Source organism: Flavobacterium hankyongi (genome assembly GCF_036840915.1).
Lineage (GTDB): Bacteria > Bacteroidota > Bacteroidia > Flavobacteriales > Flavobacteriaceae > Flavobacterium > Flavobacterium hankyongi.
Map to the genome: position 1 here is coordinate 48,876 of NZ_CP085725.1, position 14,683 is coordinate 63,558.

The 14,683-nt window shown below is 31.4% G+C and carries 17 protein-coding genes; 5 read left to right on the forward strand and 12 right to left on the reverse strand.

What is annotated here, in order from left to right; genetic code table 11:
- Positions 1-195: 195 nt before the first annotated feature.
- Positions 196-2,535: a TonB-dependent siderophore receptor gene (locus tag LJY17_RS00205; RefSeq protein ID WP_264544799.1), complete on the reverse strand. Its 2,340-nt coding sequence runs from the start codon at positions 2,533-2,535 to the stop codon at positions 196-198.
- Between the two features lie 167 nt (positions 2,536-2,702).
- Positions 2,703-3,215, reverse strand: a complete 513-nt coding sequence (locus LJY17_RS00210) for a DUF6265 family protein (RefSeq protein WP_264544800.1) — start codon at positions 3,213-3,215, stop codon at positions 2,703-2,705.
- Positions 3,216-3,434: 219 nt separating this feature from the next.
- Here LJY17_RS00210 and prfA point away from each other — a divergent pair, with 219 nt between their 5' ends.
- Both prfA and LJY17_RS00220 read left to right on the forward strand, forming a co-directional pair.
- Entirely contained in the window at positions 3,435-4,508 is a 1,074-nt protein-coding gene (gene prfA / locus LJY17_RS00215; protein WP_264544801.1) for a peptide chain release factor 1, read from the forward strand.
- Positions 4,509-4,615: 107 nt separating this feature from the next.
- Positions 4,616-6,673, forward strand: a complete 2,058-nt coding sequence (locus LJY17_RS00220) for a DUF5723 family protein (protein ID WP_264544802.1) — start codon at positions 4,616-4,618, stop codon at positions 6,671-6,673.
- A gap of 50 nt (positions 6,674-6,723) precedes the next feature.
- Here the strand turns inward: LJY17_RS00220 and LJY17_RS00225 are convergent, their stop codons facing one another.
- The 10 genes from LJY17_RS00225 to LJY17_RS00270 all read right to left on the reverse strand — a co-directional run bounded on the left by LJY17_RS00225 (position 6,724) and on the right by LJY17_RS00270 (position 12,473).
- Positions 6,724-7,398 carry a hypothetical protein gene (locus tag LJY17_RS00225; protein WP_264544803.1) on the reverse strand — a complete coding sequence of 225 codons (675 nt, stop codon included), beginning with the start codon at positions 7,396-7,398 and terminating at the stop codon, positions 6,724-6,726.
- Positions 7,399-7,427: 29 nt separating this feature from the next.
- The gene (locus LJY17_RS00230) at positions 7,428-7,730 is read right to left on the reverse strand and encodes a hypothetical protein (RefSeq protein ID WP_264544804.1); all 303 of its coding nucleotides are present in this window, start codon (positions 7,728-7,730) and stop codon (positions 7,428-7,430) included.
- An 11-nt stretch (positions 7,731-7,741) separates the two neighbouring features.
- The gene (locus LJY17_RS00235; protein WP_264544805.1) at positions 7,742-8,116 is read right to left on the reverse strand and encodes a hypothetical protein; all 375 of its coding nucleotides are present in this window, start codon (positions 8,114-8,116) and stop codon (positions 7,742-7,744) included.
- Positions 8,117-8,132: 16 nt separating this feature from the next.
- On the reverse strand, positions 8,133-8,408 hold the full coding sequence (locus LJY17_RS00240; RefSeq protein ID WP_264544806.1) for a YtxH domain-containing protein: 276 nt from the start codon (positions 8,406-8,408) through the stop codon (positions 8,133-8,135).
- Positions 8,409-8,426: 18 nt separating this feature from the next.
- Positions 8,427-8,579: a lmo0937 family membrane protein gene (locus LJY17_RS00245; protein WP_264544807.1), complete on the reverse strand. Its 153-nt coding sequence runs from the start codon at positions 8,577-8,579 to the stop codon at positions 8,427-8,429.
- A 174-nt stretch (positions 8,580-8,753) separates the two neighbouring features.
- Positions 8,754-10,547, reverse strand: coding sequence for an ATP-binding protein (locus tag LJY17_RS00250; protein WP_264544808.1), 1,794 nt, complete (start codon positions 10,545-10,547; stop codon positions 8,754-8,756).
- A 1-nt stretch (position 10,548) separates the two neighbouring features.
- Entirely contained in the window at positions 10,549-10,995 is a 447-nt protein-coding gene (locus tag LJY17_RS00255; RefSeq protein WP_264544809.1) for a response regulator, read from the reverse strand.
- Between the two features lie 4 nt (positions 10,996-10,999).
- On the reverse strand, positions 11,000-11,557 hold the full coding sequence (locus tag LJY17_RS00260; RefSeq protein ID WP_264544810.1) for a helix-turn-helix domain-containing protein: 558 nt from the start codon (positions 11,555-11,557) through the stop codon (positions 11,000-11,002).
- A 37-nt stretch (positions 11,558-11,594) separates the two neighbouring features.
- Entirely contained in the window at positions 11,595-11,747 is a 153-nt protein-coding gene (locus tag LJY17_RS00265; RefSeq protein ID WP_264544811.1) for a hypothetical protein, read from the reverse strand.
- A gap of 162 nt (positions 11,748-11,909) precedes the next feature.
- The gene (locus LJY17_RS00270) at positions 11,910-12,473 is read right to left on the reverse strand and encodes a hypothetical protein (protein ID WP_264544812.1); all 564 of its coding nucleotides are present in this window, start codon (positions 12,471-12,473) and stop codon (positions 11,910-11,912) included.
- Between the two features lie 141 nt (positions 12,474-12,614).
- On the opposite strand from LJY17_RS00270, the gene pyrF reads away from it, so the two are divergent.
- From pyrF to LJY17_RS00285, 3 genes are read left to right on the forward strand one after another with little or no spacing between them, the layout of a single operon-like run.
- On the forward strand, positions 12,615-13,433 hold the full coding sequence (gene pyrF, locus LJY17_RS00275) for an orotidine-5'-phosphate decarboxylase (RefSeq protein ID WP_264544813.1): 819 nt from the start codon (positions 12,615-12,617) through the stop codon (positions 13,431-13,433).
- The gene (locus tag LJY17_RS00280) at positions 13,430-13,810 is read left to right on the forward strand and encodes a DoxX family protein (RefSeq protein ID WP_264544814.1); all 381 of its coding nucleotides are present in this window, start codon (positions 13,430-13,432) and stop codon (positions 13,808-13,810) included. Before pyrF ends, LJY17_RS00280 begins: the two co-directional genes overlap by 4 nt.
- Before the next feature lie 11 nt (positions 13,811-13,821).
- Positions 13,822-14,661 carry an ABC transporter substrate-binding protein gene (locus LJY17_RS00285; RefSeq protein WP_264544815.1) on the forward strand — a complete coding sequence of 280 codons (840 nt, stop codon included), beginning with the start codon at positions 13,822-13,824 and terminating at the stop codon, positions 14,659-14,661.
- Positions 14,662-14,683 lie beyond the last annotated feature (22 nt).

Genomic DNA, 14,683 nt, shown 5'->3' on the forward strand with positions numbered 1-14,683 from the left:
ATCAAGAGGGTAATTGCAAAATTTATTTAGACTAATTTTAAATAAAATATTATAAAAATTTCTTTAAAATAGTTACTTATTAAATACAAAAAAGCCTGCGTTAGCAGACTTTTGAGAGGTGTAATATTAACTAAACAAAAAAATATAAGAAAATGAAAGAACAACTATTCATCTTCTTTTGGAAATTAACTCAAATTAAAATTTGTATTTTATAGATGTCATTACTTGTCTTGGAGCAATAGGATTAACACTATAGTTTTCGTGAACTGTATAGTTTAACTCATTTGTTACGTTAGATAATTTGAAAAGTAATGAAAATTGATCCCATTCATAACCTATTGAGGCATCTGCTGTGAAGTATCCTTCTAAAGGAATATCACGATCTCTAATACTTACAATATAAGCAGGATTTGGATTTGGATTTGCAGGGGTTGGCTTTACAGCTGTCCATTGATAGTCGTCATTCCACCCTCCTGTACGATCTCCAATATAATTTCCAATAGCCCCCAAACTTAAACCTTTAAATATTCCATTAGGTACTTTGTAAAAGAAACTTAAATTGGCAGTATGTTTTGGTGTTCTTGCCAAAATATCTCCAACGATAAGACTTCCGTTTGTTCCTGATGATTTTGAAACTTTTGTTTCATTAAAACTATAACCAGCCATAATGTTTAAGCCTTCAATAGGTTTTGCAGTAACATCAATTTCAAATCCTTTTCCTTTAGTAGCTCCTACTAATTCTTTTATATTAGAGTTAGCATTTTGAGTAATACCGTCAGCTAAAAATTGAGCGGTTTGTGCCAAATTATTGTTTTCAATCATGTAAGCAGTTATGTTTGCACTTAGAGTTCCTCTCCAAAAATCTTTTTTGATACCTGCTTCATATTGATCAATTATTGAAGGTTTAAGTGGTTCTAAATTAACGTTTGTTCCTGAGTTGGGAGTGAATGAGTTTGAATAACTAGCAAATAATGAAAAGTCCTTATTAGGTTGGATTACTATTCCTCCTTTTGGAGAGAAAGCTCTATTTAATATCTTGTTTGCTTCTACAGGGGTTGCATCTTCAAGTCTTGTTGTTAGTACATCAACACCACTTATTTTTTCTATTACTTCTTTTGTAGTTGTAACTTGACTTTCTTGCCAAGACCAACGTATGCCTGCTAAAACTTTAACATAATCAGTGATTGAAATTAAATCTTGCGCATAGGCACCAAAACGTTTTGTATCTGTTGTTGCCAGTTGAGTAGCTCTGCTTGGGAATGGAGCATTTAGACTTTGTGTGCTATAATCATAGTTGAAAAGATTTATGGCAGTTGATTCAGTTGTTATTGCAGTTGTCCCATTTGGAGTTGCAAAGAATCCAAAAGTGTAACTTGGTGCAGTAGAATTTTCAAAGTCAACTCCTGTGAATATTTGGTGTTTAATACTGCCAGTATAGAAAGTTCCTTGCAAACTTAATTGATCTCCAAATATTCTTTCAGCTGCATCATTTTGAACTAATCCACGTTTCCAGTCACCTCTAACAGGATAGGTGTCTAAGCTAGACATTTGTGCAGTCGATTTTTGAGTTCTTCTGTATGATTGGAAAGAAGAGTTAAAGCTTAATTTCCAGTTTTTATTAAAATCATGGTTGAATAATAACGATGCACTAGCAGATTTTGTATTACCAGTTGACCAAAGCGCTCCAAAATAAGTGTTACGAGGTAAGTCTAAAATTTCTTTTCCGATAATTCCTGTTCCAAAGTCTGGAGTCCAGTCGGCACTTAAGTAATCCCCTTGTAAAGTAATATCTGTTTTTTCAGAAATTTTAAATAAAAGGGATGGATTGATATAGATACGATCATTTTTTACATAATCTCTAAAACTGTTCGATTTTTCATATGATCCAGTAAAACGGTATGCAATTGAATTATTTAAAGGGCCATAAAAATCAACAGATGGTTTGTAGTAATCATAACTTCCTAGTTGCATGTTGATTTCGCCACCTTTAGTAAATTTTGGAGTTTTAGTAACTAAATTTAAAATTCCTCCAGGAGTAACATTTCCATATAGTAGTGCAGAACCTCCTTTTAAGAATTCAACTTTTTCTAAAGATGATACTTCTGGGATTGATCCAGAATTGTAGCGAAAACCATTTTTAAACATATTATTGGCTCCCATATCATAACCTCTTGACCAAAAAGATTCTTGTGCTCCTCCACGAGCTGAACCTACATAAACACCATTGGTGTTTTTAATAACTTCACTCAATCGAATAGCTTGTTGTTGCTCAATGATTTCGTTTCCAATAATTTGAACACTTTGGGGATTGTCCATGTTTTTCAAGCCAGATCTTACCGCACTTACTGGCTTTCTTTGCTTGTTTGCCGTTATAGTAATTTGGTCAAGGACTTTTCTTTTTTTGTTTTTTACGCTATCATGTAATTCAGAATAATCTTCTAAATCATGTTCTGCTTTTGATAGATCGCTTGTTTGGGCAAAAGAAATTGTAGTAAGGAGTAAAAATACAGCTTGAAGAGACAGATATTTTTTCATTTATTTAGAATTAATTAAAATAAGGTTTGATTTCGAGTGCAAAAATAAAATGTATTTCTCGATTTCTAAAACTTATTTAGATTAAATTTAAATAAATTTTTTAAAAATAAATTAAGTGATTGTTTTGTAGTGTTTTATGATTTAATTTTTTAAGGCATTTTGTCTTTTTAATGTTTGTTTTTCCTCATTGGGTATTCTTCTGAAGCTTCTTTTCCATCTTTTTTACCCGAAATTTTAGCGACTAAACTGTCTGACGAAATTTTATTGTAGGTTATTTTTTGTGGAAAGTCATGTTTAGAATTTTCAAAAACGATTTGATTTTCGGTTAGGGTAGATGCTTTGAAAGAAACAGTTCTACCTTCATTTTGATTTGAGACTTTAGTGTTGTATAACAAGCTATCGTTAATTTGAATTATTTCGATTGTTTCTGTAAACAAAGTGTCTTTTCCTGTAATGAAAGCTGTTTTTCCAGATAAAGTACTATCGTTAAGCTGACTCCAAGTTTCACTTAAAACACCTTCTTTAGTTGTGTTGCCCCAAGAGCCTATTATCCATTTAGCATTTTCTAGTTTTTCGTATTTTTTTGTTTCGGCCAAATCTTTTTTGTCATCTTTTTTTAAACACGAAGTAAATAATAATGAAATTATTATTGTTACTGAATAAAAAATTACTTTTTTCATGTTTATTGGTTTTAGGTTTTTATCAAATTTAAAAAAAATAGCCCAGATTGAGATGATATCCTTTTTGTGGTAGCTGAGGTGCCACACTGAGCTTGTCGAAGTGTTCTCGAAGTTGCCACAAAAAGATAAAGGCGAAAGCTGGAAATAGCTTCTGAAAAATCAAAATTAAAATCTGAAATCTTTTTTGTAATTTTGCACTCCAAAATAGAAGACAATAAAATGTTAGACAGACTTCAATACGTAAAACAGCGTTTCGACGAAATTTCAGACTTGATTATTCAGCCAGATATTATCGCCGATCAAAAGCGTTATGTGCAGTTAAATAAAGAATATAAAGATTTAAAAGCTCTTGTTGAAAAACGTGAAGAGTACATCAATCTTGATGGGAATATTAAAGAAGCTAAAGAGATTATTGCTGATGGTAGTGATGCCGAAATGGTTGAGATGGCAAAAATGCAATTAGATGAAGCTCAGAATCGTTTGCCTCAGTTAGAAGACGAAATTAAGTTTATGCTTATCCCTAAAGATCCAGAAGACGCTAAGAATGTTATGGTTGAAATCCGTGCTGGTACTGGTGGTGATGAAGCATCTATTTTTGCTGGAGATTTATTTAGAATGTACACAAAATATTGTGAAAGTAGAGGCTGGAGAACTTCTGTTGTAGATTTAAATGAAGGTACTTCAGGCGGATTTAAAGAGGTTATTTTTGAAGTAACTGGAGAAGATGTTTACGGGACTTTGAAATTTGAAGCAGGAGTGCACCGTGTACAACGTGTACCTCAAACAGAAACTCAAGGACGTGTACATACATCTGCAGCAACAGTTATGGTTTTGCCTGAGGCTGAAGAATTTGATGTGCAAATTGACATGAATGATGTTCGAATTGATTTCTTCTGTTCGTCAGGTCCTGGAGGTCAATCGGTAAATACTACAAAATCAGCTGTTCGTATGACACACATTCCTACAGGTTTGGTGGCGCAATGTCAGGATGAGAAATCGCAACATAAAAATAAAGATAAAGCATTAACGGTACTACGTTCACGTTTGTATGAGAAGGAGCTAGCAATTAAGCAAGAAGAAGATGCTAAAAAGCGTAATTCTCAGGTGAGTAGTGGTGACCGTTCAGCAAAAATTAGAACTTATAATTACCCTCAAGGACGTATTACTGATCACAGAATTGGTATGGATATTTTTGATATGGATGGTGTTATGGCTGGAAAAATTCAAAAATTCATTGATGAACTTCAACTTGTATCTAACACTGAAAAACTAAAAGAAAGCGAAGTGTTTTAATTTTTAGTTAAAATCAATATAAAATTTCTTCATAAATTTATGCTCCCAAATACAATATTTATTGTGTTTGGGAGTTATTGTTTTGGCTAATTTTAACCTAAATCTAAATGAAAAAAAATCTTTTAATAGTTTTAATGGCTGTAATAGTTTACTCCGTTAAGGCACAATCATATTTAGGGTACTTTAGTGATAATTACAGTGGTACTCAAGGACTTCTCTATAACCCAGCCAATGTCGCTGATTCTCCTTATAAAATCGATATTAATTTGATTTCTGGAAGTGTATTTGGATCAAATGATTATTATGGATTTAAATTTACGGATGTTTTAAAAAAGGACTATGATTTTGAAGCAAGTGCTAAGAAATTCCCAAGTATTAGTAATAATGGTTACATAAATGTTGATACTCAAGGTTTATCGGTAATGTTTAATATTGCTCCCAAGCATTCATTAGGACTTTTTACAAGAGGAAGAGCAATAGTTAACGCTACTGATATTAATGGTACAACTTTTAGTAGAATAGATTCTGGTTTTTTAGGGAACAATGATTTTACAATAAATGAAGGGGATTACAGCATTACCGGAAATAGTTGGGCTGAAGTAGGTCTTACCTATGGTACAATTCTTCTTGATAAAAGCGAACATTTTTTAAAAGCGGGTATAACTGCAAAATACTTAAGAGGTATAGCCAATGCTTATTCAAGTGGTAAAAATGTCAATATTACATATAACGATAATATAGTTCCGGCATTAAGTACAGTTACCGCAAGTGGTGAAATCACATATGGAGGAGTTTCAGATTTTGAGAAAACTGCTAAAGATTTTGATTTTGACTCAAAATCAAATGGTTTTGCTGCAGATTTAGGGCTTGTGTATGAATGGAGACCTGAGAAAGTTATTGTTAATAGTCTTAGCAAGTACAAACTTAAACTGGGATTGTCTGTTACTGATTTAGGATCTTTAAAATTTAAAAATGATACCCTAAGAAAGTATTCATTTAATAACAGGACAGTTTCGGCCATAGCTGTTGATAATGCTAACGATTACAGAGATGTGTTGGAATTGTTTGACCCAAATCCTGAAATTGTAAAATCGGTAAAAGCTGTTTTGCCAACAGCCTTGCATGTTAACATTGATTGGAATATCTATCAAAGATTTTTCTTGAATTTAAACAGCGATTTTGGATTAACAGCTAAGGATGGATTAAATAAAAATTTTAATCCCACAATGGTTATATTGACACCTCGTTACGAATCAAAATGGATAGGTATTTATCTTCCTGTAAATTATTCGGAGTATAGGGATTTTCAAGCAGGTTTTGGTTTTAGAGCAGGGCCATTATTTTTAGGTTCTGGCTCTATAATTACAAATTTGATTACTGATGAATCTAAAGGAGCTGATATTTATGCAGGTTTAAGAGTTCCTATTTATGGAGCCAAAAGAACTCCTAAAGTAAATGATAGGGATGGAGATACAGTTTTAGATAAAGATGACATTTGTCCTGACATTGCTGGTCCTTTCGAAAACAGAGGATGTCCATATAAAGACACGGATAAAGATGGTATTATTGATAAAGAAGACTTATGCCCAACTGTTGCTGGAGAAAAAGAAAATAGAGGTTGTCCTTGGGAAGATTCAGACAAAGATGGAATTTTAGATAAAGACGATAAATGTTCAGATGTGCCAGGACCAAAAGAAAATAAAGGTTGTCCTTGGCCGGATTCTGATAAGGATGGCGTAGCTGATAAAGAAGATAAATGTCCAGATGTAAAAGGAACTGTAAAAAACAATGGCTGTCCTGAAGTTACTGATGAGGTTGTCAAAAAATTAAATGATTATGCTAAAACAATTTTGTTTGATACAAGTAAGGCGACATTCCAACAGCAAACCTATACTGTATTGCAAGCAATGGTTGCTATTTTAAAAGAGTATCCATCTTCTAAATTCTCAATTGAAGGGCATACAGACAGTGATGGTAAAGATACATTGAATCAAAAATTATCTGAAGATAGAGCAGCAGCAGTAAAAAATTACCTTATTGAAAATGGTGTTGATGCTTCTAGGCTTTCGTCAGTTGGTTATGGAGAAACAAAACCAATTGCAAACAATAAAACAAAAGCGGGTAAAGCACAAAACAGAAGAGTAGAAGTTAAGTTAATCAAGTAAATAAATTAAAGTGAAAAAGACCAGCTGTAATGGCTGGTCTTTTTTTATTACTAACTTTTCGCATCTGAATTTTCTTCAGATTTTGCTCCTATTCTGTTAAGTTTAAACATAGTGGCAAATTCTGTTTTTAAAGTTGCAATTTTTAAATTGTCTTTAGTAGAAAGGCCTTCTTTTTCAACAGTGTTTTTACGAGTGTCTAATGCTTCGTAAAGTAATTTGATTTCGTCCCAATCCTCTCGAGAATATGTTTTTTTATTGGCTGAAACGGTATTTACAAAATTTTTATACACTTGATGAATATTGTCTTTATTCACCCAATTAAAGTTAAGATCTTTGCCAATCACGATTCCAAAAAGGCTTTTACTTAATGGAGTTGTTTGTGTCGTGTTTCCTGCTCCAGTTCCACTAGCAACTTCCATTTTAGATTCTACACCTTCTTTATACACATCAAATTTTTTAGAACTTTCTTCTAATTTGCTGTCGAAAATCTCTCTTCCTTCAATGGCATCAAGAGCTTCTAATGCTTCAGATTTTTTAAATTCGGCACTCGCTTCAATATCTACCCAATCTTCTGCGGCAACTTCTGGCTCAACTTTAATAATAGAATCAACATAAGATGCATATTGATTGACATTTTTTTCTGCTTTTAATTCGTTCTCATTTTTACACGACGTGGCTACAAAAACAAGTATTGTCAGTGCAGCAAATAATTTAATTGCTTTCATGATTTATAATTTTATGGTTAAATATGTTTTTATGCTAGTTTTAAATTTGAGGCAAAATGGACTATCTTATTCAAAAAAGAATTTACTTTTTTAGGAATAAATTTCTGAGATACATATCCTACTCCTAAACTAATAAGTGAGTTTAAAATACCATTTTTTATATTTGGTTCAGATGTAATAACCCTTGAAATTTGCCCCATCATATTCAGAGGCTTAAAATCATTAATTACTGTTTCGCATTCGGTTTTTAAAACTCTAAATTCTGCTTTCTGTTTTTCTTCCAAAATCGAAATGGCAGTTTTTAGTTTTATAGAAAGATTATCCTTTTTCATGGCTTTCATTTTTAATTGTTTTGAATGATGTTGTCTATTTCTGCTTCATGAATCATTTTTTGTATCATCATATCGCTGATTGGTTTTTTTATCATTTTGTATCTGAAAATAAATACAAAAGCTAAAAGGATAATGTAAAAACCAGAAACAATGAAAAAACCTAAAAAGTACTCTCCCAATGATTTTCCTATCCAAAAGGCTAAACCTATATTAGCAAACAAAATGAACAATGAGGCAATTACGATAATGGTGATTCGGGTAATAAGGGATGAAACCACATCGGCTGATTTTTCGACAGAACTCAGTTTGAATAGGGTTAAACTAGTTTTAGTAAAACTTTCTATTTTTTCAAAAAGAGGATTTGTATTTGCTGATTGATTGTCCATTTTGTTTGCTTTTATGTTACATAATAGATTTATTGATATTTTTTAGGTTAGCTATCTCATGATCAAAATCATCCTTAGCTTCTTTTACTTCACCTTTCAAGGAAGAATAAACTTCATTAGCTTTCTCTGATAAATTATTCAGATTTGTTTTTAATGAGTCTTTCAAATCTTTTCCTTTAGATGAAATTTTTTTTCTAGTTACACTTCCTTTATCTGGAGCGAATAAAATTCCTAATGCTGCTCCTACGGCCGCTGCTCCTAAAATTCCTAATACTACTTTGTCTGTTTTCATAATCTTTAATTTTTAAATTTATAATGGTTTTCCTTTTATTATCCTTAATAGAACTGCTATTACTGCTATAAGCAATAAAACATGAACTAAGCTTCCTAAGCTATAAACAAAATATCCCAGTGCCCATAGAATGATACAAACTATCGCGGCGATGTAAAGTAAATTTTGCATGATTTATATTATTTAGGTTTGTAAATATTAATGTTTGATTACATTACAAAGATGCAAACAGAAAAAGAGGTATGTGTTATAACAATTTTTTTAAATGTTATAGAATTTCCACTATTTGATTAAGAAGCAATAAAAAAGCCATACAAAGTAAAGTATGGCTTAGATGTTTTGAGTTTACGCTTCTTTTGGAAGATATATGGTAAAGGAACTCCCTTTGTTAATTTCGCCTTGAGCAAAAATATAGCCTTTATGATTTTCGATGATTTTTTTACAAATGGCTAGTCCAATACCAGTTCCTGCATATTCGTCTTTATTATGAAGTCTGGTAAATAGTGTAAATATTTTATCAGCATATTCTTGGTCGAAACCAATTCCATTGTCTGAGAAAATTATTTTGTAAAATTTATTATAACCATTTGGAAGAAATTTTGCTTCTTTTTCAGCTTCAACTTCAGAAACAGTAATATTTATTATTGGAGGAATATTTTCTTTACTGTATTTAATAGAGTTGTTAATTAAGTTGCTGAATAATTGTTGAATTTGAAAAGGGACAACTTCAAGTTCAGGTAATTCATCGGCATTGATTATGGCTTTCTTTTCTTCAATAAGTTGTGCCTGTTCTTGTTTAGCGTTTTCGAGCAATTCGTTTAAATCTACTTTTGCAAAAACTTGTTCTGCTCTTGTTGTTCTAGAGAATTGAAGCAAATCATCAATCAAGATTCGCATTCTTCCAGCCGAAGCATTTATTCGGGTAATGTACTGCTGACCAGATTCAGATAAACTATTAAAATCCTTGTCGATTAGGCGTGAAATAAATGTCTCTATTTTTCGTAATGGCTCTTGTAAATCATGACTGGCCACATAATTAAAAGCTTGTAGTTCTTTATTGTTCAATTCCAGAATTCTATTACGTTCTTCAATTTCATGATTGGCAATAATTTCTTCGGTAACATCAGTAGTAGTGCCAATTAAAATTCTTTCGTTAGATTTATTGATAACAACTCTTCCTGATGCTCTAAAGTATCTTAATTCACCATCTGTTTTATAAATTCGGTAGGTGAAAGAAGGAAGATATTCTTCATGAATCATTTTACGGTTTACTTCTTGTACAGTTTCTTTGTCATCTGGATGAATATGTTTCATGAAATCTTCAAGATTAGCCTTGAAAGCATTAGGTTCATATCCTAAAAGACGATATTCATTAGCAGAAAATGTGTACTCGTGGGTTTCAAGATTAAGCTGCCAAGTGCCATAATTGCCAACAATTTCTGATAGACTACTTGATTTGTTTGCCACGATCAATTCGTTGTTGTACGATTTTATATTGTGCAAATCTTTACTCATTTTTACATAAGAAAGTACTAGTAATCCAAGTGTGACAAGTAATGTTAGATAAATGTATAAAGGAGTTGTTTTTTGGTTGTTTTGATAAATGCTATTTCTTTTTAGTAGTAAACTCTCCTCGACAGCAATCATTTTATTAATTACTTTTCGTATATCATACATGACTTTTTTACCAGATAAAAAATCATTATTAAGTTCTGTACTTCCTAATACTCCATTTGAATAATCTTTTGCAAGAATGATGTTAACAATATGATATTTATGATTGATCAATCCTCTTAAAATTTTTGTGTACTCCCTTTGTGTTTTATTGTCTTGAGTTATTTTTTCTACTTTTAGCAATGCTTTTTCTATTTCTTTTTGATGAATTTTTATAGAAAATTTTATCGTTTGATCGTTTGAAGCAATATAGTCTCTCTTGGCTGTTTCTAAGTCATTAACATAGGTGTACATTTTTTCGAGTTCGACAGCAACATTATAGGTGTTTAAAACTCTATTTGAAGAGTCAGATAAAGCATTAATATGTTTAAAAGTGATGGCTGCAATGAAAAAAATAATCGCAATTGATAAAACAAAAACAATACGTAAAAAAAGGGGAGATTTATAAAAGGCTATAATATTCATTTTACATTCGTAGTAAAAAATTATCTTTATTAAGTCCAGAGGTATGGTATTGCCAGTTTATGGTTATTACATCAGACAAAAACTTTTTTAGTGTATTAAAATCATTAGGTTTTTTTATATACACATTAGCACCTAATACAAAAGTTTCCTCAATATGTTCTTCAGAAGATGAGGTTGAGTAGATAGCAATGGCAATGTCTTTAAACTTGTCATTTGACTTAATCTCTTGCAAGCATTCAATTCCGTTTTTGCGAGGCATGTTTAAATCTAAAAATAAGACATTGGGTAAAACAACATCGTCCTCATTTAGATAATTCATGAGTTCAACACCGTCGTTATAAGTCTGTACTTTTGTGCTTATTTTTAATTCGCTAAAAGCGTCTGTAAAAAATAACCTATCATCTTCGTCATCATCAGCAAGGATAATGTGTATATATTCTTTTTCCATGAGTTTATTTGGTATTGGCAATTTCCCTTCTTTTCAAAATAATTCGCTGAAACTGAGAAGGAGTAATTCCTGTTGTGTTTTTAAATTGTGTACTTAAATGTGCTACACTTGAATAGTTAAGTTTGAATGCAATTTCAGTTAAGCTCAATTTATCATTTACTATAAGCTGTTTCGCATATTCAATCTTTTGAATAATGATAAAATTTTCAATTGATGTATAAGTTACTTCAGAAAATAAATTAGATAAATAGCCATAGCTATGATTTAGCTTCTCTGCTAAGTAAACTGATGCTTTTACATTTGGAGCATCTTCTTTAAAAACCATTTCAACAATAGTATCCTTTATTTTTTGAACTAAAACCGTCTTTTGATTTTCGATAATATCAATTCCATAGCTATTAAGTACAGAAGTTATTTCTTCGATTTTGTCTTCGGGAATGGTTTCTAAAAATTCAATTTCACCAAAACCTGTTACTGAAAATTTTACTCCTAAAGAAGCTATTTTTTCTTCCAACAACTTCTTTGTCAAAATATTGAAATCAAATTTTAAAAAGGCTTTCATAGTTTGTTACCAGTTTATTCTTTAAATATATAAATTTTTAACTGAAAATAGTGCTTTTCAATTCGATGCAAAAGGCAATCAAAAACATTTCAAAATAATTATGATGTCCAGCAAATAAAACCAAATCATTGCATAACGCTCCAAAAAATGATTTTATTACTTTGATAATAATTAGACTTATAGTTTTCATTTTGGCTTTCATTTAGGTTATATTCAAAGTTGCCTTTTTGCCCCAAAATTTGCCTTACATCTTGTTCTCTATTTGTTATAGAATTTTCATTTAAACAAAAACCCCGATAAAAATCGGGGTTTTCAAAACCAACTAACTAACTCAAATAAATATATATGTACATTATTTTCCTAATGGTAAATTATAACTTACTCCAACGCCTAAACTAGCTGCGTTATAATCCTGATTTCCAATTTCTCCTTTACTTCCCGTAAACAATTTTGCGTATTGTACAGAGAAGTTCCAATTTCTATTATGCCAACCCATTTCTGGTTTTATATAAAAACCACCATCGGGTCTGTCAACATCACTGTTACTAGCAACTTTTTTATCGCCAACTAAAAATCCGTATCCAATATCGGATCCTAAATAGAAACCTGTTTTACCTGGGTAAACATGAATTAAACCAGCTACTGGAACAATTCCAAAGTCATTATTTTTAATTCCATCATTATCTTTTCCAAAAAAATGATTGTAACCCGTAGCTACACCTAGTCCAAATCCTGGTACTACTAAGTTTTGATAAGCAATATCAACACCTGCATTAGCTGTTGCATTTGTTGATGGCAAAGCAATACCACCATTTATACCTGCTTTTATCATGTTATGCATTTTTTCGTTTTGAGCCATCATTGTACATGTCGCTAATAACCCTAATCCTAAAATTAAATTTTTCATCGTTTTCATAATTTCCAAATTTTAATGTTTTGATTACATGACAAAGATGCATCGACTGGTTGAGGTTTGTTTTACATGATTTTTGGAGAATGTTATATAATTTTGAGAATTGAGTTTCTACTTTGTACTTTTGCACAACAACTATAACAAATGACAACACAACAACTTATTGAACAAATTCGAATCAAGAAATCATTTTTATGCGTAGGGCTAGATGTAGATTTGAATAAAATTCCACAACATTTACTAGCTACAGAAGATCCAATTTTTGAATTTAATAAAGCAATTATAGATGCGACACATGATTTGTGCGTGGCGTATAAACCTAATATTGCTTTTTTTGAAGCTTACGGAATCAAAGGTTGGCAAGCTTTACAGAAAACGATTAACTACATTAATCAAAACTATCCTGAATTATTTACTATTGCAGATGCTAAAAGAGGAGATATTGGAAATACATCTTCTATGTATGCCAAAGCTTTTTTTGAAGATTTAGAATTTGATTCGGTTACGGTGGCACCGTATATGGGTAAAGATTCTGTTGAACCTTTTTTAGCTTTTGAAGGAAAACATACTATTATGTTGGCTTTAACATCAAACGAAGGAGCTTTCGATTTTCAAACATTAATGGTAAACGGAAAAGAATTATACAAACAAGTAATTGAAACATCAAAAACTTGGAAAAAATCTGAAAACCTGATGTATGTTGTAGGTGCTACAAAAGCAGAATATTTTACAGAAATAAGAAAGATTGTACCATATAGTTTCTTTTTGGTTCCTGGTGTTGGAGCACAAGGAGGAAGTTTACAGGAAGTTTGTAAGTATGGATTGAATAAAAATGTAGGCTTGCTGATAAATTCTTCTCGAGGAATTATTTATGCTTCAATTCAAGAAGATTTTGCTCAAAAGGCTAGGGAAGAAGCTTTCAAGTTACAACAAGAAATGGGACAAATTTTAGAAACTTTATGAAATCAAGTTTTATACTTCGTGTCGCTGTAGCCATCATATTAATTATGCACAGTGTTCCGGGAATGTTTAATAACGGAATAAATGATTTTGGTAATCTGTATCTAAATCAGATAGGATTTGCTCCTTTTGGTTTAGCCCTTGCATGGAGTATTAAACTATCGCATCTTGTAACTGCAATTTTATTACTTATTGATAAATATGTAAAACCAGCGGCTATAATAACTATTTTAATTCTGATTGTTGGAATTTTTATGGTTCATTTACCTGATGGGTGGTATGTTGTTGGAGGTGGCAGAAATGGAGTAGAATTCAATTTTTTACTAATCGCTGTATTAATAGCCATAATGTATCCCAACGGAATTAGTATTAAAAAATAAAATAATAGAATTTGAAAATCTTTGTAGACCAAATAGGAAACCAACACAGCTTTGAAGTTTCACCAAAAAGAATTGTTTCTTTAGTGCCTTCTCAAACCGAATTGTTATATGATTTAGGTTTAGAGGATAAGATTGTTGGGATTACTAAATTTTGCGTGCATCCGTTTCATTTTAAATCGACCAAAACAATTGTTGGTGGTACAAAACAGGTAAAAGTTGATAAAATAAAAGCACTTCAGCCTGATATCATTATTTGTAACAAAGAAGAAAATACTTTAGCGATTGTAGAAGAATTGAGTGCAATATGTCCTGTTTGGGTGACTGATATTTATACGATTGAGGATAATAACAAAATGATTGAAGATTTCGGGAAGCTATTTAATGTACGTACCGAATCTCAAAAATGGATTGATAAGATTAACTTTGCTCAACAAGATTTTCAAAATTTTATAAAAGAGTACGAAACCCAAAGTGTAGCCTATTTTATTTGGGGAAAACCGTACATGGTTGCTGCCGACAATACTTTTATTAATCATTTATTGGAGTTAAATAAGTTTACAAATATTTACGCTCACAACGAAAAATACTCAGGTCGTTATCCAGAAGTTGTAGTGCAAAAAATGCGAATTCAAGGAGATCCAGATTTACTATTCCTTTCTTCTGAACCGTTTCCTTTTAATGATGAACATGCTTTTGAATTGGGCAGACATACACATCATGCAAAAACAGTTTTTGTAGACGGAGAAATGTTTTCTTGGTACGGGAGTAGATTAGTCAAAGCTTTCGATTATTTCAAAAAACTTCGCTTTAGAATAGGAGAATTGCACTTGCAACATGGTCATGACCATTAATCTATTATATTTGTTCAAAAAT

Excerpts from the sequence above, each read along its gene's own strand:
- LJY17_RS00255 (WP_264544809.1), bottom strand. The coding sequence starts at position 10,995 with ATGGAAAAAGAATATATACACATTATCCTTGCTGATGATGACGAAGAT.
- LJY17_RS00230 (WP_264544804.1), bottom strand. The coding sequence starts at position 7,730 with ATGAAAAAGGATAATCTTTCTATAAAACTAAAAACTGCCATTTCGATT.
- LJY17_RS00265 (WP_264544811.1), bottom strand. The coding sequence starts at position 11,747 with ATGAAAACTATAAGTCTAATTATTATCAAAGTAATAAAATCATTTTTT.
- LJY17_RS00250 (WP_264544808.1), bottom strand. The coding sequence starts at position 10,547 with ATGAATATTATAGCCTTTTATAAATCTCCCCTTTTTTTACGTATTGTT.
- LJY17_RS00240 (WP_264544806.1), bottom strand. The coding sequence starts at position 8,408 with ATGAAAACAGACAAAGTAGTATTAGGAATTTTAGGAGCAGCGGCCGTA.
- LJY17_RS00270 (WP_264544812.1), bottom strand. The coding sequence starts at position 12,473 with ATGAAAACGATGAAAAATTTAATTTTAGGATTAGGGTTATTAGCGACA.
- LJY17_RS00225 (WP_264544803.1), bottom strand. The coding sequence starts at position 7,398 with ATGAAAGCAATTAAATTATTTGCTGCACTGACAATACTTGTTTTTGTA.
- prfA (WP_264544801.1), top strand. The coding sequence starts at position 3,435 with ATGTTAGACAGACTTCAATACGTAAAACAGCGTTTCGACGAAATTTCA.
- pyrF (WP_264544813.1), top strand. The coding sequence starts at position 12,615 with ATGACAACACAACAACTTATTGAACAAATTCGAATCAAGAAATCATTT.
- LJY17_RS00235 (WP_264544805.1), bottom strand. The coding sequence starts at position 8,116 with ATGGACAATCAATCAGCAAATACAAATCCTCTTTTTGAAAAAATAGAA.
- LJY17_RS00210 (WP_264544800.1), bottom strand. The coding sequence starts at position 3,215 with ATGAAAAAAGTAATTTTTTATTCAGTAACAATAATAATTTCATTATTA.
- LJY17_RS00220 (WP_264544802.1), top strand. The coding sequence starts at position 4,616 with ATGAAAAAAAATCTTTTAATAGTTTTAATGGCTGTAATAGTTTACTCC.
- LJY17_RS00260 (WP_264544810.1), bottom strand. The coding sequence starts at position 11,557 with ATGAAAGCCTTTTTAAAATTTGATTTCAATATTTTGACAAAGAAGTTG.
- LJY17_RS00280 (WP_264544814.1), top strand. The coding sequence starts at position 13,430 with ATGAAATCAAGTTTTATACTTCGTGTCGCTGTAGCCATCATATTAATT.
- LJY17_RS00205 (WP_264544799.1), bottom strand. The coding sequence starts at position 2,535 with ATGAAAAAATATCTGTCTCTTCAAGCTGTATTTTTACTCCTTACTACA.
- LJY17_RS00245 (WP_264544807.1), bottom strand. The coding sequence starts at position 8,579 with ATGCAAAATTTACTTTACATCGCCGCGATAGTTTGTATCATTCTATGG.